The 23,633-nt window shown below is 55.4% G+C and carries 29 protein-coding genes; 5 read left to right on the top strand and 24 right to left on the bottom strand.

Annotated features, from left to right (window positions below; genetic code table 11):
* Window positions 1-2: 2 nt before the first annotated feature.
* The 6 genes from thyA to GS3922_RS07605 all read right to left on the bottom strand — a co-directional run bounded on the left by thyA (window position 3) and on the right by GS3922_RS07605 (window position 4,422).
* The gene (gene thyA / locus GS3922_RS07625; protein WP_063165853.1) at window positions 3-797 is read right to left on the bottom strand and encodes a thymidylate synthase; all 795 of its coding nucleotides are present in this window, start codon (window positions 795-797) and stop codon (window positions 3-5) included.
* A gap of 65 nt (window positions 798-862) precedes the next feature.
* The gene (locus GS3922_RS07620) at window positions 863-1,567 is read right to left on the bottom strand and encodes an anthrax toxin lethal factor-related metalloendopeptidase (protein ID WP_063165852.1); all 705 of its coding nucleotides are present in this window, start codon (window positions 1,565-1,567) and stop codon (window positions 863-865) included.
* Between the two features lie 97 nt (window positions 1,568-1,664).
* Window positions 1,665-2,243 (bottom strand): YpjP family protein, encoded by a 579-nt coding sequence (locus GS3922_RS07615; protein WP_409071371.1) that lies wholly within the window; start codon window positions 2,241-2,243, stop codon window positions 1,665-1,667.
* A gap of 21 nt (window positions 2,244-2,264) precedes the next feature.
* Entirely contained in the window at window positions 2,265-3,449 is a 1,185-nt protein-coding gene (locus GS3922_RS07610; RefSeq protein WP_063165850.1) for an LL-diaminopimelate aminotransferase, read from the bottom strand.
* A gap of 247 nt (window positions 3,450-3,696) precedes the next feature.
* The gene (locus GS3922_RS17170) at window positions 3,697-3,828 is read right to left on the bottom strand and encodes a YuzL family protein (protein WP_081207586.1); all 132 of its coding nucleotides are present in this window, start codon (window positions 3,826-3,828) and stop codon (window positions 3,697-3,699) included.
* Window positions 3,829-3,984: 156 nt separating this feature from the next.
* Window positions 3,985-4,422: a BrxA/BrxB family bacilliredoxin gene (locus tag GS3922_RS07605; protein ID WP_063165849.1), complete on the bottom strand. Its 438-nt coding sequence runs from the start codon at window positions 4,420-4,422 to the stop codon at window positions 3,985-3,987.
* A gap of 362 nt (window positions 4,423-4,784) precedes the next feature.
* Here GS3922_RS07605 and GS3922_RS07595 point away from each other — a divergent pair, with 362 nt between their 5' ends.
* Window positions 4,785-5,231: an NUDIX hydrolase gene (locus GS3922_RS07595; RefSeq protein WP_063165847.1), complete on the top strand. Its 447-nt coding sequence runs from the start codon at window positions 4,785-4,787 to the stop codon at window positions 5,229-5,231.
* A gap of 75 nt (window positions 5,232-5,306) precedes the next feature.
* On the opposite strand, the gene GS3922_RS07590 is transcribed toward GS3922_RS07595, so the two are convergent.
* Window positions 5,307-5,690, bottom strand: a complete 384-nt coding sequence (locus GS3922_RS07590; RefSeq protein ID WP_063165846.1) for a DUF4183 domain-containing protein — start codon at window positions 5,688-5,690, stop codon at window positions 5,307-5,309.
* Between the two features lie 435 nt (window positions 5,691-6,125).
* Between GS3922_RS07590 and GS3922_RS07585 the strand changes: the two genes are divergently transcribed.
* A complete protein-coding gene (locus tag GS3922_RS07585) occupies window positions 6,126-6,509 on the top strand; it encodes a DUF4183 domain-containing protein (RefSeq protein ID WP_063165845.1) in 384 nt (127 codons plus the stop codon).
* 54 nt (window positions 6,510-6,563) lie between these two features.
* Here GS3922_RS07585 and GS3922_RS07580 read toward each other — a convergent pair whose 3' ends face one another.
* The 4 genes from GS3922_RS07580 to GS3922_RS07565 form a co-directional block, all read right to left on the bottom strand.
* Window positions 6,564-7,709: a conserved virulence factor C family protein gene (locus tag GS3922_RS07580; RefSeq protein ID WP_063165844.1), complete on the bottom strand. Its 1,146-nt coding sequence runs from the start codon at window positions 7,707-7,709 to the stop codon at window positions 6,564-6,566.
* Window positions 7,710-7,741: 32 nt separating this feature from the next.
* Entirely contained in the window at window positions 7,742-8,218 is a 477-nt protein-coding gene (locus GS3922_RS07575) for a glutathione peroxidase (RefSeq protein ID WP_063165843.1), read from the bottom strand.
* A 59-nt stretch (window positions 8,219-8,277) separates the two neighbouring features.
* Entirely contained in the window at window positions 8,278-8,793 is a 516-nt protein-coding gene (locus tag GS3922_RS07570; RefSeq protein ID WP_063165842.1) for a hypothetical protein, read from the bottom strand.
* Between the two features lie 185 nt (window positions 8,794-8,978).
* A complete protein-coding gene (locus tag GS3922_RS07565; protein WP_225995651.1) occupies window positions 8,979-9,461 on the bottom strand; it encodes an RNA-guided endonuclease InsQ/TnpB family protein in 483 nt (160 codons plus the stop codon).
* 82 nt (window positions 9,462-9,543) lie between these two features.
* On the opposite strand from GS3922_RS07565, the gene metA reads away from it, so the two are divergent.
* From metA to GS3922_RS17840, 3 genes are all read left to right on the top strand, one after another.
* Window positions 9,544-10,452 carry a homoserine O-acetyltransferase MetA gene (metA, locus tag GS3922_RS07560; RefSeq protein ID WP_063165841.1) on the top strand — a complete coding sequence of 303 codons (909 nt, stop codon included), beginning with the start codon at window positions 9,544-9,546 and terminating at the stop codon, window positions 10,450-10,452.
* 142 nt (window positions 10,453-10,594) lie between these two features.
* Complete coding sequence (locus GS3922_RS17165; RefSeq protein WP_081207337.1) at window positions 10,595-10,681, top strand: YjcZ family sporulation protein; 87 nt, start codon at window positions 10,595-10,597, stop codon at window positions 10,679-10,681.
* A gap of 168 nt (window positions 10,682-10,849) precedes the next feature.
* Window positions 10,850-10,999: a hypothetical protein gene (locus tag GS3922_RS17840; RefSeq protein ID WP_168157880.1), complete on the top strand. Its 150-nt coding sequence runs from the start codon at window positions 10,850-10,852 to the stop codon at window positions 10,997-10,999.
* Between the two features lie 157 nt (window positions 11,000-11,156).
* Here GS3922_RS17840 and cobO read toward each other — a convergent pair whose 3' ends face one another.
* The 13 genes from cobO to GS3922_RS07495 all read right to left on the bottom strand — a co-directional run bounded on the left by cobO (window position 11,157) and on the right by GS3922_RS07495 (window position 23,632).
* Complete coding sequence (gene cobO / locus GS3922_RS07555; RefSeq protein ID WP_063167348.1) at window positions 11,157-11,696, bottom strand: cob(I)yrinic acid a,c-diamide adenosyltransferase; 540 nt, start codon at window positions 11,694-11,696, stop codon at window positions 11,157-11,159.
* Window positions 11,683-12,453, bottom strand: coding sequence for a uroporphyrinogen-III C-methyltransferase (gene cobA, locus GS3922_RS07550; protein WP_063165840.1), 771 nt, complete (start codon window positions 12,451-12,453; stop codon window positions 11,683-11,685). The genes cobO and cobA overlap by 14 nt, the downstream gene beginning before the upstream one ends.
* On the bottom strand, window positions 12,450-13,505 hold the full coding sequence (gene cobT, locus GS3922_RS07545) for a nicotinate-nucleotide--dimethylbenzimidazole phosphoribosyltransferase (RefSeq protein WP_063167347.1): 1,056 nt from the start codon (window positions 13,503-13,505) through the stop codon (window positions 12,450-12,452). Before cobT ends, cobA begins: the two co-directional genes overlap by 4 nt.
* A complete protein-coding gene (locus tag GS3922_RS07540) occupies window positions 13,505-15,016 on the bottom strand; it encodes a cobyric acid synthase (RefSeq protein ID WP_063165839.1) in 1,512 nt (503 codons plus the stop codon). Before GS3922_RS07540 ends, cobT begins: the two co-directional genes overlap by 1 nt.
* Window positions 15,009-16,373, bottom strand: a complete 1,365-nt coding sequence (locus GS3922_RS07535; protein ID WP_063165838.1) for a cobyrinic acid a,c-diamide synthase CobB — start codon at window positions 16,371-16,373, stop codon at window positions 15,009-15,011. Before GS3922_RS07535 ends, GS3922_RS07540 begins: the two co-directional genes overlap by 8 nt.
* Window positions 16,319-17,482, bottom strand: coding sequence for a cobalt-precorrin 5A hydrolase (locus tag GS3922_RS07530; RefSeq protein ID WP_063165837.1), 1,164 nt, complete (start codon window positions 17,480-17,482; stop codon window positions 16,319-16,321). The genes GS3922_RS07535 and GS3922_RS07530 overlap by 55 nt, the downstream gene beginning before the upstream one ends.
* Before the next feature lies 1 nt (window position 17,483).
* Window positions 17,484-18,257, bottom strand: coding sequence for a precorrin-4 C(11)-methyltransferase (cobM, locus tag GS3922_RS07525; RefSeq protein ID WP_063165836.1), 774 nt, complete (start codon window positions 18,255-18,257; stop codon window positions 17,484-17,486).
* The gene (gene cobI / locus GS3922_RS07520) at window positions 18,254-18,955 is read right to left on the bottom strand and encodes a precorrin-2 C(20)-methyltransferase (RefSeq protein ID WP_063165835.1); all 702 of its coding nucleotides are present in this window, start codon (window positions 18,953-18,955) and stop codon (window positions 18,254-18,256) included. The genes cobM and cobI overlap by 4 nt, the downstream gene beginning before the upstream one ends.
* Window positions 18,952-20,157 carry a bifunctional cobalt-precorrin-7 (C(5))-methyltransferase/cobalt-precorrin-6B (C(15))-methyltransferase gene (locus GS3922_RS07515; RefSeq protein ID WP_063165834.1) on the bottom strand — a complete coding sequence of 402 codons (1,206 nt, stop codon included), beginning with the start codon at window positions 20,155-20,157 and terminating at the stop codon, window positions 18,952-18,954. Before GS3922_RS07515 ends, cobI begins: the two co-directional genes overlap by 4 nt.
* Window positions 20,144-21,241 (bottom strand): cobalt-precorrin-5B (C(1))-methyltransferase, encoded by a 1,098-nt coding sequence (locus GS3922_RS07510; protein ID WP_063165833.1) that lies wholly within the window; start codon window positions 21,239-21,241, stop codon window positions 20,144-20,146. Before GS3922_RS07510 ends, GS3922_RS07515 begins: the two co-directional genes overlap by 14 nt.
* Before the next feature lie 6 nt (window positions 21,242-21,247).
* Window positions 21,248-21,895: a precorrin-8X methylmutase gene (locus tag GS3922_RS07505; protein WP_063165832.1), complete on the bottom strand. Its 648-nt coding sequence runs from the start codon at window positions 21,893-21,895 to the stop codon at window positions 21,248-21,250.
* 83 nt (window positions 21,896-21,978) lie between these two features.
* Window positions 21,979-22,791, bottom strand: a complete 813-nt coding sequence (cobK, locus tag GS3922_RS07500; protein ID WP_063165831.1) for a precorrin-6A reductase — start codon at window positions 22,789-22,791, stop codon at window positions 21,979-21,981.
* A gap of 13 nt (window positions 22,792-22,804) precedes the next feature.
* Window positions 22,805-23,632 carry a sirohydrochlorin chelatase gene (locus tag GS3922_RS07495; RefSeq protein ID WP_063165830.1) on the bottom strand — a complete coding sequence of 276 codons (828 nt, stop codon included), beginning with the start codon at window positions 23,630-23,632 and terminating at the stop codon, window positions 22,805-22,807.
* Window position 23,633: the final 1 nt, after the last annotated feature.

Genomic DNA, 23,633 nt, shown 5'->3' with positions numbered 1-23,633 from the left:
CTTTACACCGCCACCGGCGCTTTAATCGCCGGATGAGGATCATAGCCGACGATGTCAAAATCGTCGTATTCATAGTCAAAAATGGATGGCGGCTTCCGTTTGATCACGAGCTTTGGCAGCGGGCGCGGCTCGCGCGTCAGCTGCAGTTTGGCCTGCTCAACATGGTTTTTATACAAATGGACATCCCCGCCGGTGAAAATCAGCTCGCCGACATCAAGCCCGCACTGCTCGGCGATCATATGCGTCAACAGCGCGTAGCTGGCGATATTAAACGGCAAGCCTAAGAACGTATCGACGGAGCGCTGCTGCCACATGCACGACAACCGGCCGCCCGCCACATAAAACTGAAACGCATAATGGCACGGCGGCAGCTTCATCTCGTCTAACTCCGCCACATTCCAGGCGCTCACAAGCAGCCGGCGCGAGTTCGGATTTTTCTTGATCTCCTCAACGACCCAGGCGATTTGGTCGACCGTTTTCCCGTCCGCCCCTTTCCATGACCGCCATTGCGCCCCGTACACAGGCCCAAGATCACCGTTTTCGTCGGCCCACTCATCCCAAATCGTCACGCCGTTTTCCTGCAAATAGCGGACATTCGTGTCTCCTTTTAAAAACCAAAGCAGTTCATAAATGATCGAGCGGATATGTAACTTTTTCGTCGTCACGAGCGGGAATCCGTCCTGTAAATTAAACCGCAGCTGGCGGCCGAACACCGACAGCGTGCCGACACCGGTCCGGTCCTCCTTTTCGACGCCGTTTTCCAAAATATCCTCCAATAGCTGCAAATATTGCCGCAATGTCCTCACCTCACGCTTTATCATATCATAAAGCGCCGCTCTCATCACGAAAAAAAAGAGCCTTCTTATGAGGCTCGCTCCGCCAGCCGGCGGATGAAGGCGTATGTGTCCGGCGCCGCCGTCCGCAGCGTTTCCCGCGTCTCGTCGCTTGCATAATAATAGGCGAACGATTCAGCAAAATACTCTTCCGGATACGTTAAAAAATAAGATTCGCCAGGAAACAGCCGCGGCGCTTCCTCGCGCCAAATCGCTTGAAATTCGTCCGTTTCGTGAATGCGCTCAAAGACGATGTGATCTAACGAATGGGCAAATTCATGCAGCTCTAAGTTGACCGAGCCGTGCCCTTTTCCTTTTTCACTATGGCCGAGGCGGACGAGCACTAAATGTGACCCGCCAAGGCCCGGCACCTCATCCCACGTTTTTGACCCCGGCGCATAGCCGCGCGGCGTTTTCCCGCGCAAATGGCGGGCGGCCGGTTCATCGGTAATCGGGCCTGTCAACAATTGAATATAAATATGGTGGTTCGCCGCCCGCTCTAAAATGCCGCGGTCAATACGAGCAAGCGTCCGAATCGTCTCATTGGCTTCCTCAGGCGAAAAGTCCGCCTCCGGAACGATGACGATGCGGCTAAGCACATCATACGATGGGACCGACTGAACATCAAGGCCGCTTTCTTCAAGCAGCACACCGTGCGCGGCCGGGTACGGCGAAAGCGACAGAAGCGGAACGGCGAACAGCGCCGCCAGCAAACTAATCAGTAACCGTTTCATCGTTGTCCCCCGCTTCTTTCAATCTCGTATTCTATTAAATGATAACATACGAAGAAGCGGGGAAAAACGCGCAAAATAAGGAAAGAACCGCGGCCTGCTACGTCCGCCAGTTCGGCGGCGTATTTTTTGACCAATAAATTTTTCCTAATTCATAATGGGCTTGAAATCCGTCATCGCGCGTATGGTAATGAAATTGGAACCAATACCCGTCTTGCGGCGGATGTTCACGGCGGACGTGGAAGCGAATGACATCTTCTCCCGTATCGGCGCGGTAAATATGGAAAATGCGTTCGCCTTGCCCGCCAGACGGATTTTCTGATACGGCTAAATAGCGAAGCTCTTCTTCTGGATAGCGCCCGGCGAGCTCGGCGATCACTTCCTCAATGCGCGGCAAAATGACGGCGCGAAACTCATCCTCAATCACGGGAGCGATTTTGCGGCCAAACTTTTCATGCGACTGAACCATCGCTTTTTCCACCGTCTGCTCGACAAATTGGGCGCGGGTGAGCGAAGCCGCCTCCGCCGCCGAACTTGCAGCATTATGTTGCCAATCGGAAGATGGCGCATCGTCAGCTGGCGGCTCCTCGGCCGCAAGAAGCGACGCGGGCGGTGTCACAAGACCAAACGTACAAACGGTGATCGCGGCAACAAGCGTTTTCCGAAGCCATGCCGGCAGCTTCATCGCGTCCCACCTCCGTTATCGTCGGTCGGCGGCCAGCCGCTCGAACAAGCCGCTCGCCCGCAGTTTCTCGACGGCACGGCATAGCACATCTTTCGGCTGGACGAGGGCAATACGTACATAGCCTTCGCCGCTCGGCCCAAACGCATGTCCGGGCGTCACCACAACCCCGGCACGGTCAATCAGCGTCTTCGCAAACGAGAGCGATGTCCAGCCGTCCGGGACTTTCGCCCAAACAAACATGCCCGCTGGCGGACGGTCCACTTCCCAGCCGATCTCCGTCAATCCGTTAATGAACGCATCGCGGCGCGCTTGATAGATGGCGCGGCTTTCCGCACAAAAATCAGCACCATAACGAAGCGCTTCCGCAGCCGCCTTTTGAATCGGCCAAAAAATGCCGTAGTCCAAATTGGATTTAAACTCGGCAAACGCGCGAATCACGTCGGCATTGCCGCACAAATAGCCGATTCGGCAGCCGGCCATGTGATAGCTTTTGGACAGCGAGTTGATTTCCACCCCGACGTCTTTCGCCCCGGGGATGGAAAGAAAGCTCACTGGTTTGTTTCCGTCGTAATACAGCTCGCCATAAGCAAAATCGGAGACGACAAGCACGTCGTACCGCTTCGCAAACTCGACCACGTCGCGATAAAACGATTCGGTCGCAACGGCGGGCACCGGATTCCCCGGAAAGTTAAGAAACATGATCGCCGCCCGTTTGGCGATCCCCTCTGGAATGGCATGCAAATCAGGCAAAAAGCCGTTTTCTTCCTTCAATGGCATAAAATACGGCACCGCTTCGGCCATGGCCACACCAGCAGCGTACGCCGGATATCCAGGGTCCGGCACCAAAATGACATCGCCCGGGTCAGCAAACACCATCGGCAAATGGACAAGGCCGTCTTGCGACCCGATGACATACGTCACTTCCGTCTCTGGATTCAACACAACCCCGTGCGCCGTCCGGTAGTAATCGGCGACCGCCTCGTGAAAGTCGCGAATGCCTTTTAATGTATATCCGTAGGCGTTTGGCTCCCCGGCGTAGCGAGCGATCGCCTCGCGCACAAACAGCGCCGGCGGCAAATCCGGGCTGCCGACGCTTAAGTCGATCCATTCGTCATGAAGATGGCGCCGCTGTTGGCGGTACGCTGCCAGTTCGGCAAAAATGGACGCGGAGAACGCGTTCATTCGTTTCGCTTTTTTCATTGTCCTTCCTCTCCCTTGCCAAGGCAAAAACCGCTTTTCCTTCTTGCTTTTATTGGTATATACTATGGTTATATGAATAGTGTACCATATGTTCAAGGGGAAAATATAGACAGAAAGGCGGGAAAACGAACATGACGACCATCTTTTTTGCGGCCAGCCTCATTACGTTGCTTTATTTTATTTACAGCTGCATCGCCAACGCCTAACGGCGATGAAGGAAAAGGAGCTCCGCACAAGGAGCTCCTTTTTAATCAATTTTCGTTTTTTTGCGGGCGGAGTCAAGCGCGAACGCACCGGTCTCCGTTTCCGTCGTCCCTTGCCCTCTCACATTCGGGGCGCTGACGCCCGTTTTCGAACGGTCTTTTTTCCGCTTCGGCACGCCGATCACCTCCGCCTTTATCGTTCCCGCCGGCGCGCTGTTGTATGCGAACCCATTCGGACATTTCGAAAAGGCAACCTCTTGCCCGCCCAGGCTGAAAAAGCAGCGGTGCCAAGCCGCCGGGCGGACAGCTCGCGATGACAGAGTGCGTATCGATCAGCCGCAATGTTTGTCAAATGCGGCTAACACGTTTTCCATGACCTCTTCCATCGAATGAAACTCGATGTCTTCGCGCGGAATGAAATGAACGACTTCTTTTCCCTTTACAAGCGCCATCGACGGCGAGGACGGCGGATAGCCGACAAAATACTCGCGCATTTTCGCTGTCGCCTCTTTATCTTGGCCGGCAAACACCGTGACTAAATGATCCGGTTTTTTCTCGCTCCGCAGCACCGCCTGCGTCGCCGCCGGGCGCGCCAACCCAGCAGCGCATCCGCACACCGAGTTGACAAAGACAAAGGTCGTTCCTTCCGCTTTCTCCATAAACTGTTCCACTTCCTCGCTCGTGCGCAGTTCGCGGAAGCCAGCGCGGACGAGCTCATCACGCATCGGCTGCACGAGCTGACGCATATATTCTTCGTACGCCATCGACATGGCCATCACTCCTCCCTCTGATCGTTGCTGTGCTATCAGCATACTATACTTCAAGCAGAAAAATCAACGAAGACGGCTGTCGGCGGCAGCGAAAACTATGTTCTTCTTTTTTGGCGCCGGCAGCGAAACAAAGCGCTCGTCCGCCCGCTATCTAAACAGCGGCAATGCAGCGCCGATGCGGCGCGAAAACGTCCTTCTCCAATGGGGAAGCCGGATTTGCCGAATTTCAAAAGCGACCGATGGAAAGGGCTCTCTACATTCATCAATTTCTTTCCGCCCTCTAGCAGCCGCCGCGGCCGCCGGCCGCCGCCGAACATAGAATAAATAACCGAACGGAGAGGGAAACGAAAGGAGCGCAGCGGATGGGATACATTGAAGAACTGCGAAAAATGGTCGGAACCCGGCCGGTCATTTTAGTCGGCGTCGGCGTCGCTGTCATTGATGATGGTGGACGGATTTTGCTGCAAAAGCGCCGCGACGGACGGTGGGGAATCCCCGGCGGCTTGTTGGAGCTCGGCGAATCGACAGAGGAAGCAGGCCGGCGGGAAGTGTTGGAAGAAACCGGCCTTGAAATCGGTGAACTTGAATTGATCGATGTGTTTTCTGGCAAAAAATATTTTGTTCAGCTGCCAAACGGCGACCAATATTATCCGGTGACCGTGGTGTACCGCACCCGCGATATCCGCGGCGGCGAGCTGAAAGAAGACGGAGAAGAATCGCTTGAGGTAAAATTTTTCCCTCTTCATGCATTGCCAAACGAGCTCTCTCCGCTCTTTCAAGACCTTATCGAGCATTATTTCGTCCGTTGACAAACAAAGCCTTGGAGAATCGACTCCAAGGCTTTGTTGCGTCAAGGGACATTTTGCCGCCGCATCCTGGGACGATCAAAACCCCATTTTGATAGTGATAAATTGGAGAATGATCGGCGCTCCTTTCGGCGGCGGATCCGTTGTTTTTAACGTCAATTTTCCTTCCGCAACGTCATACAGTTTTTCCGGCTGCAACACTCCGTTAATAAACAAGTTGACCCATGATACGTTTTTTGGGTCTAAAATGCCACGATCACCATACTCCTTCAATTCATCGTCATTCGTATACACCATTTTGATCCCATCCGATACCGCGTTGTACTGGTACGTTTCCGCCGACAAAACGCGTGGAGGAAAGTGGAGCACCATATGAAGAGGAACGGTCAGTACCGCATGAGTCCAATCGTATATTTTTGGAACGGCAATCACATGTTTTTCTGATGAAGAGGCTCGTTTCATTAGTTTGCTCACCCAAACGCCCAAGATTGTTTTGTGATCATCTAAATCAGCAAAGGATTCAGCATTATCATATTCACCCCTGTCTACAAAGTGAATGGCAAACAAGACAACAGAACAACAGGAGATAGCCCGAAACACTATATTCCTTTCCATTCCAATGATTACAATGGATCACAGAACAGAAAAATAGTCCAAACTACCCATTTCACACTCAAAATCATCAGTGAAGCAGACCGATATACATAGTATGAAACTATCATTTCCCCCTCATTACGACAATCGTCGGGTCGACCGTTCTAGCCAATCCATACAATACAAATGAACGTATGATGCCGACCGATGACCAATGAGCCTCAGATATGAGAGAAACAGAAGGGCATTCACTTGGCTTCGGGTTAGCGGTAACATGAAAAGTAAATAAAAAGGGGGATTGTCATGGCTTTACAATTAATTAAGCTGTTTGTCGCCGCAACTACCACAACAGAAGCGGCACCAAGCACCACGAGATTTTTCTATATCACGACAGCTGAAACAGCAGAAGGAGCAACATTGACCATCGATGCGGCCAGCTTTTTGCAGGATGATGGCAGCCAAGCGACGGAATTGCCGACACTAGCAACCAATAATAGCTACTTTAATGTATATGTTAACGGCGTTTTGCAAATGGCAGACATTTCCACATACACCCCGGGAGCAACCGGCGTTGGGTCGTTAGCCATTACCGTTCCGACCGGAAGTGGATCCATTCCAGCAAATACCCCTATTGTGCTCGAAATTGTCCAATTCGCTCCGACCTCCAACACAACCGTGACGACCTAACAAGAAGCAACCTTTTTAACCAAAGAACCAGGCGCGCCCAACTGCGCGCCTATTTTATTCTCCTGTCTTGCTTTCTTTTTTCCGGCTTTCGGTCATTTGTTTCCAAACCGAGCCTTTCGCCTCTTCACCGCCCTCGATCCGTTCAATGGCCATTTTCACTTGCAAGCTGACTTCAAATTCCGGATCGTTTTCCGCCGCTTTTAACGCCGGAAGCGCCGATTCATCGCCGACTTCGTACAAAAACATAGCCGCGCGCCAGCGGACGAGCTTGCTTTCGTCCTTTAACGCTTCCATCATCGCCGGAATGGCTTCCGGGTCGCCGATGTCGGACAAACAGTCGCCGGCCGTGCGGCGGACCGCAACTGCCGGGTCTTTCAGCGCCTCATACAAATACGGCAGCACCTGTTTGCCGCCGATCATGCCGAAATACGCGGTCGCTAGGCGGCGGATGGCCATTTTTTCATCTTTCAACGCTTTGGCCAGCACCGGGATGTCATCTTCCGTCGGCTCCGCCATTTGCTCGAGCGCGGCGTACCGTTTGCGCCAGTCCGGATCGTCGAGCATCTCGCTCGTCACTTTGATGCCTGGCCGCTTCTGCGCCGTTTTTTCCTGCTCGCCGCGGCGGAACATGTTGACGATCCGCTCGAGCCGCTCGGGCGGATAGGCAGCCGACAGCTCATCCACCACTTCGCGGCCAATTTCTTCAAATGTGCCGTAGCGCACCCCTTTTTCCACCCATTTGCGTTCAAGAACAATGTTGCCGGCGTACTTTTGCGCTTCAATGACCGCGTCAACAAACGGCTGCGGCAGCCCGACACGATGCTCGCGCTCCCCATCGATCAGCTTCACTTGCATCGGCAGGCCGTACAACATTTGCACGAACACTTTCACTTCGCCGAAATGTTCATTCACCTTCGGCTTTGCCTCAGCTTCGTCATCCGCTTCTTCGCCGAACACTTCACGCACTTTCGCCAAAATGTCGCGCCAGTCGTATTTCGGATGGCGCTCAATCGCCAAAAAGTCAGCGACATGGTAAATGCCTTTCACTCCATCAATGCGCATCAACGCTTGAATGAGCGGCGGCGCTTCGCCGATGTTGTCCGGTTTGTAGTTATGGCGCATGCCGGAAGGCAATTCTTCATCAAGCAAGATTTTCATCGTGTTCGGGCTTGGCGTCGGTTCAATCGCTTGAATGCGCAACCGTCATCCCCTCCTTTTTCTTTTCTGCTGCCTCACAACAGTTGTTCCATTTCTTCCTTCAACTCGCTCGGCTTCGTTTGCGGAGCGAAGCGGGCGACGACTTGACCGCTGCGGTCAACGAGAAATTTCGTAAAATTCCATTTGATCGCCTTCGTGCCAAGCGCCCCCGGCGCTTGTTCTTTCAAATATTGAAAGAGCGGATGAGCGTTGCCGCCATTAACATCCACCTTTGCAAACAGCGGAAACGTCACACCGTAATTCAACTGGCAAAACTGTTCGATTTCCTCTTCTGTTCCCGGCTCTTGGCCGCCGAATTGGTTGCACGGAAAGCCAAGCACGACAAACCCGCGGTTTTGATATTCGTCATACAGCTGCTGCAGTTCTTGATATTGCGGAGTGAACCCGCAGCGGCTGGCCGTGTTCACAATGAGAAGCACATGGCCCCGATAGGCGGACAGCGGCTGCTCTTCCCCGCGAATCGTCTTGGCGCTGAATTCGTATACGCTCATCGTTCTCACCTCACCCCCATCATAGCTGATTTCCCGCTTGGTTTCCACTTTTTACACTGTTATTGACTAGATAACGGCTGCAGCTGTTCGAGCGAAGAAATCATATACGGCACCATCTCCGGCAAGTCGGCAGCGTTTTCCTCGTAAATGAGGCGGGCAAATTCGACCATCGCTTCATTTTTGTATGGACCGCCTTCATGCGGAAACTGCCAGCTGAGCGTCTGTCGAATGATCCGTTCTTTCCCCCAAATCGTCCGCAACGTTCCTTCAACGATGGCGCATGCGGACGAGCGGCGGATCGGCATGGTGAACACGACAGCGAGCCGACAACCAGCCCGGTGATGATGAAGCCGTTCATTGACGAGCTCAGCAAAGTCAATGGAAAGCTGCGCCGTACAAGTGACTGGCGGATTGGACACGCCATTGAGCTGAAACGAAATGGCATACTCTCGCGACAGGCGGGCCAAATCAGCGAGATCGCGGCGGTCGACGACAGCGATGCGCCCTTGCAAGTCGGCGTCATACACCGCCCCTTCCAACACCGTTTTCAAATTGTCAAATGCTGTTGGATCCATGCATTCTCCGTTACAGAAAACTTATAAAACTTTTATAAAGCCTTTGTCAAACTTTATAAAAGTTTATGTTTCTTTCCTTGTTCATCGCACCCGATTTCGCCAAAGCTACTCTCGTTGGATGTGGTGCTCCGAAGGCTTCAATTCCCCACTAACGAAAGGGTACATATCAATAGCCGCTTTACGTGCTAGGCTATTGACTTGCCATATTTTTTTAAGTTTCTACTTGCGTTCACATCCCTGTCTATTTTATTTCCACATTCATCACATACAAACGTTCTTTCTGACAAAGAAAGTTTCTCTTTTACAGCCCCACAATGGCTACAAGTTTTAGACGAAGGGAAGAATCGATCGGCAAGTATCAACTTGATCCCATTCCAAGCACATTTATATTCCATCTGTCTCGTGAACTCATGGAATGTTTGTTCTTGGATGGCTTTCGATAGCTTTCTGTTCTTTAGCATTCCATGAGTGTTTAAACTTTCCATGACTACATACTCTGGCTTGGTTTTCACCAAAGATGCAGTGATTTGATGAATAGAATTGTGCCTGATGTGTTTCAGCCTTCGATAGGTCTTTCGAACAAGGAATTCCAACTTCTTTATATTGTTTGTTTTTCTGTAACGGAATTCACCTCCTTTTTTCACCTCAAGCACTAAATTTCCTTGCATGGAAAAAATGAATTGAATAAATTCCATAAAGTTTTTATAATGAAATTATTTAAAAAAGGAGAACGAAACGGAGGGGACATCGTTGCCAATCAACATTCCAAAAGACTTGCCCGCTAAAGAAATACTCGAACAAGAAAACATTTTCGTCATGGACGAAGAACGGGCGTATTCGCAAGACATTCGTCCGCTCAATATCGTCATTTTAAACTTAATGCCGGAAAAAGAAAAAGCGGAAACGCAGCTGCTGCGCCTGCTCGGCAACTCGCCGCTGCAAGTGAACGTCACCTTTTTGCGCCCGGCGACCCACGAACCGAAAACGACGAGCAAACATCATTTGGATCAATTTTACACAATTTTCCCGCACATCCGCCATCGGAAATTTGACGGGATGATCATCACCGGAGCGCCGGTCGAGCAAATGCCGTTTGAAGAGGTGACGTACTGGGACGAGTTGACCGACATTATGGAATGGACGAAAACAAACGTCACATCAACGCTCCATATTTGCTGGGGAGCGCAAGCCGGCTTGTATTACCATTACGGCATTCCGAAATACCCGCTGCCGGAAAAATGTTTCGGCGTGTTTAACCATACGCTGGAAGTCAAAAATGTGAAGCTTTTGCGCGGCTTTGACGATGTGTTCCGCATGCCGCACTCCCGCCATACGGACGTCAAGCGGGAAGACATTGAAAAAGTGCCGGAGCTCATGATTTTATCGGTCGCCGACAAAGCCGGCGTTTGCCTCGTCACCTCGAACGACGGCCGCCGCATTTTCTTGACCGGCCATCCGGAGTATGATGCCACCACGTTAAAAGATGAATATGAGCGCGATTTGGCCAAAGGGTTGCCGATCCAGCCTCCGGAGTCGTACTTCCCGAATGACGACCCGAGCCAGCCGCCGCTCAACACATGGCGCTCGCACGCCAATTTGCTGTTCGTCAACTGGCTGAACTATTACGTGTATCAGGAAACGCCCTACATTTGGGAATAAAAAGAAACTATCATTCGACAACAACGCCTTTGCTTTTCCTAGCAAGGCGTTTTTCTTATTTTGTCATTTTCCGACAGTTGTCCCGTTCCTTCGTGCAATGAATGGCATACCATATAGTAGATTTTGCAGGGAGGTGAACGGGATGGGCGCTTGGCATGGCAACGGCTTTGCCTTAATTGTCGTCTTGTTTATTTTGTTGATTATTGTGGGAACGGCGTTCGTTTATTAATCGCTGACTCCCGCCGTCCTCCGGCCGCCATGTTTGCCAGCATCCGGCCGTATTGCATACGGGAAGCGCCGCAAACGCGCTTCCCGTTTTTTTTGGTTGCCGCCGAATAAAAACGGTTCGGCAGCCTATGCTAATGATATGGTCATACGCCTAAAGGAGGTGTGGTCTGTGACGAAACGACCGAACAGCGGAAGCCGAAATCAAAATGCGCCGACGCAAGACCCGATGGCTTTGCTTCACGGTCCGGCATCCGGCGACAACAGCAAAGGACGGCGGCAACATAAGGAACAAAACGACAAAACGGACACCGATGCATAGGGAAAGCCGCCATGAGCAGTTCCTCCGCCTAAAGGCAAACGGCGCCGCTCATAGCGGGAGAGTCCGACGCAAAAAAGCGGCCGAATTCGGCCGCTTTTTATCATGGACTACACGCTGGCAGACTAGCAGGAAAGACTTCTCCGTCAACCGTTTCCGCTCAAAATTCAATGCCTTTCGCAGCCGCCGTCCCTTGTTCATAGTCGTGCTTGACAAGCGTCATCTCAGTGGCAATATCGGCGGCAGCAATCAGCTCCGGACGGGCGGCGCGCCCGGTGATGACAAGGTGGAGTGACGGCGGGCGCGTGCGAATCAGTTCGAGCACCTCTTCGATCGATAAGATGTCATCGACCGGGAATCGATCGATGGCTAAAGCGTTGTTCAATTCATCTAGCACGATCAGATCATATTGCCCGGAATGAACATACTGTTTCGCCAATGTCCATGCTCGTTGTAACGCTTGGCGATGAACATCGGGCGTTTTCGTCCATGTAAAGCCGGCGCCGAGCTGATGCACCTCGATGCCGAGGCGGCGAAGGGCCAGCTGCTCGCCATACGTGCGCTCTGGCGATTTAATAAACTGCAAAACGGCGACCTTCATGCCGCGGCCGGCAGCGCGCAGCACAAGCCCAAAGGCAGCCGTCGTTTTCCCTTTGCCATCACCCGTGTAGACGATCACCCGTCCGTTACGATTCCGTATAGACAACCGACTCGCCCCCTTGATGTTCCGGAAACCATTGCAGCACCTCGCGCAGGCGGACAACATCGCCAATCACAATCATGGCCGGATGGGAGATGCCGGCCTTTTCCGCTTCTGCCGGCAGCGCGGCAAGCGGCGCCGCCACGGTGCGCTGCCGTTCGGTCGTCCCCCATTCAATGATGGCGGCTGGTGTATCGTATGGCTTCCCAGCGGCAACTAGCCGGCGGCAAATGTCCGACAAGTTGGCCGCTCCCATATACACGACGATTGTGTCGCATCCTTCGGCTAACGCCTTCCAGTCCATCCGCTCGCTCCGATGCCCGGTGACGATCGCCAATGATGCGGCGTAATCGCGGTGGGTGACCGGAATGCCGGCATACGCCGGCACTGCGATGCCCGATGTCACCCCTGGAACGATTTCAAATGGAATCCCAGCCTTCGCCAACACTTCCGCTTCCTCGCCGGCGCGGCCAAAGACGCACGGATCGCCGCCTTTTAAACGGACGACCGTTTTGCCTCGACGCGCATGTTCGACCAACCATTCATGGATTTGTTGTTGAACGGTGTCATGCCTTCCCGGCTCTTTGCCGCAATAAAGAAGCTCGGCGTCGGGCTTCGCATACCGGAGCAGCTTCCGATTGACGAGCCGGTCGTAAATGACGACATCAGCGCGTTCGAGACATTCGCGTCCATAAACGGTGATCAGTTTTTCATCACCCGGCCCGGCGCCCACTAAATACACTTTGCCGACCGTCATCGTTCCTTCTCCCCTTTCGCTTCTGCGGTGGAAACGCCCGCTGAAGAAAATGTCGCCATTTCGCTCACCATCGCCGCCGCCGCTGCCAAAAGCGGGAACGCCACCGCGGCTCCGCTTCCTTCACCAAGCCGCATGCGCAAATCGATCAGTGGTTCTTTCCCTAACAAACCAAGGGCAATGCCGTGCCCCGGCTCTTCGGAACGATGACCGGCGATCATATAGTCGGCGACGTTCGGGGCAAACTGGCGGGCGACAAGGGCGGCAACGGTGCAAATAAAGCCGTCGAGCAAAATTGGGATGCGCCGCTCGGCAGCCGCAAGCATGGCACCGGCCATCGCAGCGATCTCGAGCCCGCCGATTTTCGCCAGCCACTCAAGCGGCTTCGCCGGGTCGGGCCGGTGAAGCGCCAGCGCTTGGCGGATGACTTCCTGTTTATGGACGAGCCTTTCGGCGGCGATGCCGGTTCCTTTGCCGACGATGCGTTCGAGCGGCTCATCGGTCAAGGTGGCCAATAAGGCGCTGGCCGCCGTCGTATTGCCGATTCCCATCTCACCAGCAATCAGCGTGCGAGCGCCTTGCCCAATGATCGATACCGCCTGCTCATAGCCAACGTGAAGCGCCTGTTCGGCTTCAGCCGGCGTCATCGCTTCTGTTTTGGCAAAATTGTCCGTTCCGCGGCGCACTTTTTTCCCAATGACCCGCTCGTTATCAATCGGAACAGCTACACCGACATCGACGATCTCGAGCAGCGCGCCGATCCGACGGCTAAACACGTTGATGGCCGCCCCGCCGCGGGCAAAGTTATACACCATTTGTGCCGTCACTTCCGCCGGATAGGCGGATACGCCTTCAACGACGACGCCATGGTCGGCGGCAAAAACAAGCACCCCCGGGGGCGTCACTTCCGGGAACAAGTTCCCGGTCATCCCGGCGAGTTCAGCCGCAAACTGTTCGAGGCGGCCAAGGCTGCCGGGGGGTTTGGTTAACTGGTCAATATAAGCACACGCGTCTTCCTTTATCTGGCAGTTGGCCGCCGGAACGAAAATCTTCATCATTCCACCGTCCTTTTCTGGAATTGGCGCATAATCTGCTCGATCTGTTCGACCGCGACGTGCTGCCGAACGTGGGCGGCAAGCCGGTCAAACGCGATCTCTTTGAGCGAATGAAACGGCCTGACGCCGGAAACGGCGAGCCCTTTTTCACGGCGAATGGCGTTGAAAAAGGCGGTACGGAACGCATCGTTATGAAACAAATCGTGCACGTACGTGCCCAACACCCGCTCATCGCCGCGCTTCGCTCCTTCGCCGCGGCCGCCGATCTCAATGAGCGGCGCATAGCCGGGAAGCGGCGTCGAGCGGCCCATATGAATTTCGTACCCTCGCACGGCAAACCGTTCTCCGGCCCATGTGAGCACGCCTTCCGAGCGGACCGTTGTTTTCGTCTGCTCGATCGTCGTCTCAATCGGCAACAGCCCGAGCCCTTTCATTTCCGGAAACGGCGTTTCGACCCCATGCGGATCGCGGATGACAGCGCCAAGCATTTGGTAGCCGCCGCACAAACCGACAACCGTCGTTTTTCCTTCGTTGACAAGTGACACAATGCCGGAGGCGAGCCCCCGTTTTTTCATATACATGAGATCTTCGATCGTATTTTTGCTTCCCGGCAGCACGATGACATCCGGTTCGCCGAGTTCACCTGCGTGTGTCACTAAGCGGACGCGGCAGTCCGGTTCGGCGACGAGCGGATCGATATCGGTAAAATTGGCGATTTTCGGGCAGCGGATGACAGCGATGTCAATCGCCCACCTGTCATCGGACGACGCGGCAAAGCGTTCAAGCGCCAGCGAATCTTCGGCATCGATCGCCAAATCAGGCAAATACGGGACAACGCCGAGCACCGGTACGCCCGTATATCGTTCAAACCAATCAAGACCCGGCTTAAGCAACGCCGCATCACCGTGAAACTTGTTAATGATGACGCCGACTACCCGCTTTCGGTCCTCGGGTTCCAAAAGCGTCAGCGTCCCGACGAGGCTCGCGAACACTCCGCCCCGCTCAATATCGCCGATTAAAACAACGGGGGCGTCGGCGAGGCGGGCGATGCGCATATTGACGAGCTCGCGGTCGTTTAAGTTCACTTCAGCCGGGCTTCCCGCCCCTTCGATGACGATCCGATCGTATTCGTTCATCAACGTTTCGAGCGACTGTCGAATGACAGCCAGCCCTCGATGAAAAAACTCATTCCGGTAGGCGAACGCCTGCATAGTGGCATACGGTTTGCCTAACACGACAATTTGCGACTCATGCTCGCGGCTTGGCTTAATTAAAATCGGGTTCATCTCGGCACGGGCCGCCACCCCGGCCGCTTCGGCCTGAATGCCTTGCGCCCGCCCGATCTCTTTTCCGTCCGGTGTCACGTACGAGTTTAACGACATGTTTTGTGACTTAAACGGCGCTGTCTTCCAGCCATCTTGGGCAAAAATGCGGCAAAACGCTGTCGCAATGACGCTTTTTCCAGCGTCGGAATGAGTGCCTTGAAACATGATTGGCAGCGCGTCAGCCATCGTGCTTCACCTTCTCGCATTCCGAAAGCCACCGTTCGACCATCGCCGGAGCGGACGCAAAATGGAAATGGACGTAGCCGGCGACAAGCCGGTGGGTGAGGTAGCCGTCCGGCTTCGCTCCGAGCCGCCCGCTCGTTTCATAGGCAAACGGCACGTCACCGCGCGGCTCATACGTCGAGTAATGAAACTCATGCCCGCGCGCCCGCTCCCCTTCCGGCAATAGAAAGTTTCCTTTCCTTCCGTACACTTCGCGGTATCCAAGCGCGGCCAGCTTCCGCTGCATAACCACCCGCCCCGGAATGACGCCGGCCATTTCGTATTCTGCGCCGTCGGCCGTCATCAGCCGCTCGGTCAAAAACATAAACCCGCCGCACTCCGCCAATGTCGGCAGCCCGCGCCTAATGGCGGCGCGAATCGACTGCTTGGCCGCGGTCTGGCGCGCCAATTCAGCGGCAAATTCTTCCGGAAAGCCGCCGCCGATATACAAGCCGTCCACCCCGTCGGGAAGCGGTTCACCGGCGAGCGGGGAAAAATAAACAAGCTCGGCGCCGCAAGCAGAAAGCATCTCGAGGTTTTCCGGATAGTAAAAGTGAAAAGCAGCATCCTTGGCCACTGCCACGCGCACGCGATACAGCCGCGAAGGGCGAATGAGCGGGGCGGACGGCGCCAGGGCGGGCGCCTCAGCGATCGAAAGCAGCGTCTCCCAATCGATCGCGGCCGCGATTTTTCGTCCCAATTCAGCAAAAAACGAATCCAGCTCTCCGCGCTCCACGGACGGCACCAACCCTAAATGGCGCTCCGGCAGCGACAGCGCATCGTCTTTCGGCAAAAACCCGATGACCGGCAGTCCGCACATTTGCTCGACCGCCGCTTTGATGAGCCGGAAATGCCCCTCGCCGCCGACGCGGTTGGCAAATACGCCGGCGATGTGCACATCAGGGTGAAACGTCTGAAAGCCACGGACGATGGCAGCGGCGCTGCGGGCCATGCCGGAACAATCGACGACAAGGAGAACCGGACTTTTCGTACTGGCGGCGATATCCGCCGTCGACCCGTCGTCGGACAGCGGCTGTTTCCCGTCAAACAGCCCCATCACTCCTTCAATGATGGCAATATCCGCCCCCTTGCAGCCGTTCGCCAACACCGTCCGGACCGTTTCGGTTCCGGTCATCCAGCTGTCCAAATTGCGTGACGGCCGGCCGGTGACCGCCGTATGGTACGTCGGATCAATGTAATCCGGTCCGCATTTAAACCCTTGCACCGTGTAGCCTTTTTGCTTGAGCGCCGCCATCAGCCCGAGCGTCACCGTTGTTTTGCCGGCGCCGCTTCCGGTTGCAGCAATGACCAATCGCCGCATGCCTCTCCCCCCTTTCTTCGCATCCTTGCCTTTGCTTGATGATCGACGAGCGCGACGGAAATCGTCACATTGCCGGACTTCTTTTTGACAAGCGCCATCGTCTCGGCGCCACTGTACAATTTCGCCGCCGGCTCGCTCACCCCATAGGCGCCGGTGTAGCGATACACCGTCTCCGACGGCGCTTCGATCGACACTTCGTTTAACTGTTCCGGCGTGTACGTCACCAATTCCCAGCCGTATTTGCCGACAACTTCTCGAAGTCCGGGCTCATCTTTTTTCAGATCGATCGTGCATACCGCCTTAACGCTTTTGATGGAAAAACGGAGCTCGGCCAGTGTCTCGCGGATGACCGTTTCAATTTCCTCAGCCGGTGTCCCCCGGTTGCAGCCAATGCCAAGCGCAATCACCTTCGGACGGTACAGCACGCCGTTTTGCAAAATCGCCTCTTCTTCCGGTTCGAGCAGCCGGTGGGTGACCACAAGCGCCGCCGCCGGGCGGGCGGCCATCGCCAAAGCGATAGAGTCATATACCGTAATGTTTTTCGGCAGCGGACGCCCTTCCGGCCACCAGCCGGTTTCGCCCGATTCTTGCACGACGGCGACCGGCTCTTCGTTGACGACCGCCGCACTGACCGGCGTCAACTTGTCCGCCGATTCCCACTCCCAGCCGAACGCGCGGCCAAATAAATCAACGGCGATCGTTTGCTGCACATCCGAAGCAGTCGTAATGACCGGTCGGGCGTCAAGGATCGCAGCCACGCGCCGCGTCAATTCGTTCGCCCCTCCTAAATGGCCGGAAAGAACGCTGATCGCATGTTCCGCCTTATCATCGATGACGACGACCGCCGGATCGGTCTTTTTATCTTTTAATAATGGAGCAATCATGCGGACGACCGCGCCAAGGGAAATGATGCAAATGAGGCCGTCGTAACGGGCAAACAGCTCCGGCAACAGCGCCTTTACATTGCCGGAAAACAGGCGGATGCCGCATCGGTCTTCGTCTCCGCGGGCGAACTTCTCCGTATAATAGACGTCCGCCCCGTCCAGCTCACGGCCGAGCCGGCGGGCAATTTCTACCCCGTGTTTTGTAATGGCAACAACGGCATACACGTTACTTCTCCCCTTTCCGGTACCCGTGCGTGAACGTGCGGTCGTACAGTTTCGAGCGGTAGCCGCGCTCATGGATGTACGGATCAAGCGCCCAGCCGGCGAAAATGATGGCATGCTTCGTCACTCCATGGCGCCGCAGATCATCGGCCAGTGTCGCCACAGTCGAACGGACGATAATTTCATCCGGCCATGTCGCCTTATACACGGCAACGGCCGGGGTGTCACCGCTCCAACCGGCCTCAAGCAAGGCGGCGGCCACTTTTTTAGCCAATGTGGCGCTTAAAAAGAAAACAAGGGTGCAATGATGTTTCGCAAGTTCTTGCAATCTTTCGCGCGGCGGCACCGGCGTCCGCCCTTCGGCGCGCGTGAAAATGACCGTCTGCGTCAGCTCCGGGACGGTAAGTTCGGCCTGCACGGCGGCGGCAGCGGCAAATGCCGAGCTGACGCCGGGCACGATCTCGATCTCAACCCCTTCTTGTTTCAACAAGGCGATTTGTTCGAGCGTCGCTCCATAAATCGATGGATCGCCGGTATGGACGCGCACGACGAGCCGTCCTTGTTTCACTTGTTCAATCATGGCCGCCGCCAGTTGTTCCAGATGCATGCCGGCCGTATGGAAGACGTCTGCTTCCGGCTTCCGGTAGCGCTCAATCAGTTCCTCGCTCACTAACGAATCCGTGTAAAAAATGGCGTCTGCCGAGGCAAGGAGTTCAGCGCCGCGGACGGTGATCAAATCCGGCGCCCCCGGTCCCGCCCCTACGATATACAGTTTCACTTTCTCACCACCAACAATGTCAAATATTCAAGCTCCACCCCTTCAAGTTGCCCTGCATCCCAAATGACTTCCTCTCCTGATGTCACTTTCGTCACGACCGCGGCGCGCTGAAGCAAATCGAGTTCGCGAAGCAGACGAATCATGAGATCAATCACTTTTGCTACTTTGAAAAAGACGACGCAATCGTGCCCAAGGAGCGCCGCTTTCATCGCTTCGTAATCATCGCGCGCCGGCACAATGGCCACTTGCTCGTCGCCGTCGGCCAACGGAAGGCGGAGACGGGCGGCAGCGGCATTCGCCGAGCTGATGCCAGGGACCACTTCGATCGCCGTCTCTGGATAACGGCGTTCCATCACGTTCATGAGGTGAATAAACGTGCTGTACAATAACGGATCGCCTTCCGTGACAAAGGCGACATCACGCCCGGCTGCCAGCTCCGCCCAAATGGCGTCCGCTGCTTCGTTCCATTTCGGCTCGAGCACACTTACGTCTTTCGTCATCGGAAAATGGAGCCCGAGCCGCCGTTTTTCGTCCGGGGCAAAATAAGCATCAATAATTTGTTCGGCATAGCTTTTGCTTTGCCGCCCTTTTTTCGGATAGGCGATCACATCCGCTTCTTTGAGGCGGCGGTACGCCTTCACAGTCATCAGCTCCGGATCGCCCGGGCCGACGCCGATGCCGTACAACGTGCCGGTCATTCGTCTCCCTCCCGTTTCGCAGTGATGATGTATACCGGATTGAGCGCCTCAAAGCGCGTCAATTCTAAAATCGGCTTGCTTCTGGCTGCCTGTGCAAGCGCAATGTCGACATGAAACCCGCGTGCGCGCAGCTCGCGGCACGCTTCGGCGAGCGTCTCGACCGTCGCCGCGTTGATGACAATGCGCCCGTTTTTTTTCAGCCGTTTCGTACAGACGTCCAACAGCGGCGCCATCGCTCCCGATGTGCCGCCGATAAAAATGGCGTCCGGGTCGGCAAACTCGTCGAGCCGATCGGGCGCTTTGCCGTGAACGAGCGTCAAGTCGACGCGGAATTTGCGCAAATTTTGTCGGCAAATGTCGACATCATGTTCATTTTTTTCAATGGCAAACACCGCCCCGTCACGGGCGATTTTCGCCGCTTCAATCGCCACTGAACCGGTGCATGTGCCGATGTCCCACACGACGCTGTCCGGGCGGAGACGCAAAGCGCTTAAGCTCAGCACGCGAATTTCTTTTTTCGTAATCAATCCTTTATCCGGCTTGCGCTGAAAAAATTCATCATCTTCAATGCCAAGCGGCCAGGTTGGGCTTGGCGCCACCTGTTTCAACACGACTATATTTAATGGAAGAAACTCGGTTTCGGCCATTTCTTCGAGCTTGAAAAACCGGCATCGTTCATTCGGCCCGCCGAGCTCCTCGCCGACAAACGCCTCGTACTCGGTCATGCCATACTCCAGCAAATAGCGGGCGATTGCCGTCGGGGAGTTCGTTTCATCGGTCAAAACGGCGACTTTGCGCCGCCCGTCAATGCGTTGGGCAAGCCCCGTCAGCGGCCGGCCGTGGACGCTGATGAACGCGGCATCTTGCCATGACTCCCCCATTTTCGCAAACGCCCATTGCACCGAGCTGACCGCCGGATATACCTCAATTGGCAACTTGTTCGCCAAATAGCTGCCCATCCCGTAAAAGAGCGGATCGCCGGAAGCCAATACGACCGTCGTTCTCGTCTCATTTCGGAGCTGCTCGACGAGTTCCGCCAGCTTGCTGCGGACGACGATCGTTTCACCTTTGTAGTCCGGAAACATCGCCAATTGCCGCCTGCCGCCGACAAGCAGCTCGCTTTCCTCAATCCAGCGCCTGTACAGAGCCGGCAAGCCCGCCGGACCGTCGGCGCCGATGCCGATCAGCTTAATCGTTCCCATTCGTCTGCACCGCCTTTCCTAACCGTTGTCCGTTCATCGTGTAAATAGATGTCTCCACCGTCATGCCGCCGCCAACTTCGTTGAGCGCCGCCCGGCAGCACGCTTCGCACAATAGCTGAAAAAATGTTGTGCAGCCCGCTTCCTGCATCATGTCGCCGACTTGCGCCGCCGTATTCGCCTCGCGGACAGCGGCAACGAGCGGTGCCGGAGCGCCGGCTTGTTCCGCCAACCGAGCCAAAAAGCCGAAATCGACCGGCGCGCTCTTGGCGTGAACCATCATGACTCCTTGGGCGACTTTCGAAAATTTCCCCATCATCCCAACCATCGACACCGTTTCAATGCCGAGCCGCTTGCATTGCTTCAACGTAAAGCCAACAAAATCGCCCATTTCAATAAACGCCTCTTCCGGCAAACCGGGATATTCCCGCATGGCGTATTTCTCGCTCCGCCCCCCGGTCGTAATGACGACATGGCGGCAGCCGCTCGCTTTCGCCACTTGAATGGCTTGCACGATGCTCGCTCGGTAGGCCGCGGTCGAAAACGGAACGACGATGCCGCGCGTCCCTAAAATCGAAATGCCGCCGATGATGCCGAGCCTCGCATTTAACGTCTTTTTAGCGATCTCTTCGCCGCCCGGCACGGAAATGACGATGTTCACCCCGCGGTCGATGCCGTATTGCTCGAGCACTTCCTTCGCGGTTTCGCGAATCATCTTCCGCGGCACGGGATTGATCGCCGCCTCGCCGACCGGCACCGGCAAGCCCGGCTTCGTCACGCGCCCGACCCCTTCGCCGCCGTCAAGATGCACGCCCGAAGATGATGCCCATGAGACGGTCGAAACGATCAACGCTCCATGCGTCGCGTCCGGGTCATCGCCGCCGTCTTTCACGACAGCGGCTGTCGCCGTTGATCCATCATATGTACACGACTGAACGGAAAATGTCACCGCCCGTCCGATCGGCAACCGAATCGTCGCTTCCGTCTGCACCCGGCCGGTAATGAGCGCCGTGAGCGCCGCCTTCGTCGCCGCCGTCGCACATGACCCGGTCGTATATCCTTCCCGCAGCGTTTTTTTCGCTTCCATCGTCCATCACACTCGTTCCGCCAAGAGCGATAAAGCGTTCAAGGCGGCGACCGTCACTGTGCTTCCCCCTTTGCGGCCGCGGTTCGTAATAAACGGCACATCGAGCTTAGTCAGCTCTTCTTTCGATTCCGCCGCGGACACAAACCCGACCGGCAGGCCGATCACCAGCCCCGGCCGCGCCTCTCCTTCCTTAATTAGGCGGATGAGCTCAAGCAGCGCGGTCGGCGCGTTGCCGATGGCGAAAATGCCGCCTTCCGCTTCTTTCACCGCCTTGCGCATGGCGACGATCGCCCTTGTCGTGTTCAGCCGTTTCGCTTCGGCGATGACGTCCTCATCGGAAATGTAGACGCGCACCGCCCCGCCAAATTTCTCAAGGCGCGCTTTATTGACGCCGACTTGCACCATTTGTACGTCGGCGACGACGAGCTTGCCGCGGCGAATGGCGTCGATACCGGCGCGGATGGCGTCGGGATGAAAGAGAAGGCTTTTTCCGAGCTCAAAATCGGCGGAAGCGTGAATGACGCGCTGAACGATCGGGTATTGCTCAGCTGTAAAGGAATGCTCTCCCATTTCTTCATCAATGATTTGAAAGCTGCGCGCTTCAATTTGCTCCGGCTGGACGGTCACCGGACGAAACGTCGTATGGAAATCCATTTGTTTCTCTCCTTTCATCATTCATTAGAACAGCGAGGCGGGCGGCATATACTAGCCGTCTTGTTTCCATATTGAATGGCATCTTAGTCAGATGTTCCCGCCTTTTCCATTTGCAGCGGCGAACGGGTGGAAACCGGCGCTTGTTGTTTCAACGCCTCGAGGACGCCGGCAAAATCGGTATACACTGTGCCGTATGCCAGTCGAGGTCGGCGAATGACGATCGTTTCAATGCCAAGTTCCTCGGCGGCAGCGAGCTTTTCATCAACAAACCCGACTTTGCCGCTCTCTTTCGTGATGACTAATGTGACGCCAAAATGGCGGAACAGCGCCCGGTCGAGCTCTTTGGAAAACGGCCCTTGCATCATGATGAGCTGTTCTTGCGAAAATCCGAGCCGCTCGCATTTTTCCAAATTGTCTTTGCGCGGCAGCATCCGGGCGATCACCCGCACGTTAGGCCGGCCAAGCAGCTTGGCGGCGAAAATATCGAGCGTTTTGCTGCCAGTCGTAAGCATGACGACGCCGCCTTTTTCGGCCGCCAGCTCGGCCGCTTCTTCATAGCTGTCGACAAACGTTACCGTGCCGGACGCCAGCGAAGACGCTTGCCGCTCATAGCGGATGTACGGAAGTCCCGCTTCGGTCGCCGCTTGCATGGCGTTTTTTGACGCCTCTTCGGCAAATGGATGGCTGGCGTCCACGATCGCTCTCGCTCCGTTCGCTTTGGCAAGCCGGGCGAGCTGGGCGGCATCCAAGCGGCCGACATGGGCGCGCACGCCGGCGGCTTCTAGCTGTTCGGCCGCATGATCGGTGACGACTGTAGCCAGCACTTCATATCCTTCGTTTTGCACCGTAACCGCCAGTTCGCGGGCGTCGCTCGTACCGGCGAGCAGCAAAATCATTGGCATTTCCCCCTTAATGATGATGATGGTGGTGATGATGATGGGCGGCGTGCAACCGGTATTGGCAAACATCGCAGTTCATCGCCGCCGTTTGGCCGAGCGCTTCGTTCAGCCGGTCAAGCACAATCGTTTCCAACTGTGGATGAAATCCGAAGTAGCCGGCCAAGGCGAATGAAACGCCGGCATGGTCGGCGCGGTACTGCTCGACTTGCCGTTCAAGCCGTTTGATGAGCACGCCGGTGAATAGAAAATACGGCAGCACAACAATGCGCCGCGCCCCAAGCGCGATACAGCGGCGGACGGCGTCATCGAGCGACGGTGTCGTCACACCCATGAACGCCGGCTCAACGAACGCATAGCCGGTTTGTTCCCAAAACAGGCGGGCGATTTTATACAAGTCGCTGTTCGCATCTGGATCGCTCCCGCCGCGCCCAAGCAAAATGACCGCCGTCTCGCGGCCGGGGGCTTCCGGCTGCTCGCCGATTTCCTGCAACCGTTCATGCAAAATCGCCAACGTCTGCTCATGAATCCCAATCGGCCGTCCGTACCGGAACGTCAGATGCGGATAGCGCTGCTTGGCCTCATCGATTTCCGCCGGAATATGAAGCTTTGAATGCCCGGCCGGCAATAAAATGAGCGGGAGGACGATCACTTCCTTCGCCCCGGCTTCTGCACAAAGACGGATGCCTTCGCTGATCGATGGACGCCCAAACTCTAAAAAACTTGTTTCAATATGAAATGCGTCATCAATGCGCGGCCGCAGTCCGGCGACAAACTGCTGCACTTGCTCGTTTCCTTCCGGATCACGGCTGCCGTGTCCGACAAACAAAATCGCCTTCATG

The organism is Geobacillus subterraneus (assembly GCF_001618685.1).
GTDB classification, from domain to species: domain Bacteria; phylum Bacillota; class Bacilli; order Bacillales; family Anoxybacillaceae; genus Geobacillus; species Geobacillus subterraneus.
The sequence above is the reverse complement of the archived record's forward strand: the minus strand, read 5'-3'. Positions and strand labels throughout refer to the sequence as shown.

Coding starts and splice junctions, on each gene's coding strand:
- GS3922_RS07620 (WP_063165852.1), bottom strand. CDS start 1,567: ATGAAACGGTTACTGATTAGTTTGCTGGCGGCGCTGTTCGCCGTTCCG.
- GS3922_RS07610 (WP_063165850.1), bottom strand. CDS start 3,449: ATGAAAAAAGCGAAACGAATGAACGCGTTCTCCGCGTCCATTTTTGCC.
- GS3922_RS07605 (WP_063165849.1), bottom strand. CDS start 4,422: ATGTCGATGGCGTACGAAGAATATATGCGTCAGCTCGTGCAGCCGATG.
- GS3922_RS07595 (WP_063165847.1), top strand. CDS start 4,785: ATGGGATACATTGAAGAACTGCGAAAAATGGTCGGAACCCGGCCGGTC.
- GS3922_RS07590 (WP_063165846.1), bottom strand. CDS start 5,690: ATGAAACGAGCCTCTTCATCAGAAAAACATGTGATTGCCGTTCCAAAA.
- GS3922_RS07585 (WP_063165845.1), top strand. CDS start 6,126: ATGGCTTTACAATTAATTAAGCTGTTTGTCGCCGCAACTACCACAACA.
- GS3922_RS07575 (WP_063165843.1), bottom strand. CDS start 8,218: ATGAGCGTATACGAATTCAGCGCCAAGACGATTCGCGGGGAAGAGCAG.
- GS3922_RS07570 (WP_063165842.1), bottom strand. CDS start 8,793: ATGGATCCAACAGCATTTGACAATTTGAAAACGGTGTTGGAAGGGGCG.
- GS3922_RS07565 (WP_225995651.1), bottom strand. CDS start 9,461: ATGCAAGGAAATTTAGTGCTTGAGGTGAAAAAAGGAGGTGAATTCCGT.
- GS3922_RS17165 (WP_081207337.1), top strand. CDS start 10,595: ATGGGCGCTTGGCATGGCAACGGCTTTGCCTTAATTGTCGTCTTGTTT.
- cobA (WP_063165840.1), bottom strand. CDS start 12,453: ATGACGGTCGGCAAAGTGTATTTAGTGGGCGCCGGGCCGGGTGATGAA.
- cobT (WP_063167347.1), bottom strand. CDS start 13,505: ATGAAGATTTTCGTTCCGGCGGCCAACTGCCAGATAAAGGAAGACGCG.
- GS3922_RS07540 (WP_063165839.1), bottom strand. CDS start 15,016: ATGGCTGACGCGCTGCCAATCATGTTTCAAGGCACTCATTCCGACGCT.
- GS3922_RS07535 (WP_063165838.1), bottom strand. CDS start 16,373: ATGCGGCGATTGGTCATTGCTGCAACCGGAAGCGGCGCCGGCAAAACA.
- cobI (WP_063165835.1), bottom strand. CDS start 18,955: ATGACCGGCACGTTGTACGGCATCGGCGTCGGCCCGGGCGATCCGGAG.
- GS3922_RS07515 (WP_063165834.1), bottom strand. CDS start 20,157: ATGGGAACGATTAAGCTGATCGGCATCGGCGCCGACGGTCCGGCGGGC.
- GS3922_RS07510 (WP_063165833.1), bottom strand. CDS start 21,241: ATGGAAGCGAAAAAAACGCTGCGGGAAGGATATACGACCGGGTCATGT.
- GS3922_RS07505 (WP_063165832.1), bottom strand. CDS start 21,895: ATGGATTTCCATACGACGTTTCGTCCGGTGACCGTCCAGCCGGAGCAA.
- cobK (WP_063165831.1), bottom strand. CDS start 22,791: ATGATTTTGCTGCTCGCCGGTACGAGCGACGCCCGCGAACTGGCGGTT.
- GS3922_RS07495 (WP_063165830.1), bottom strand. CDS start 23,632: ATGAAGGCGATTTTGTTTGTCGGACACGGCAGCCGTGATCCGGAAGGA.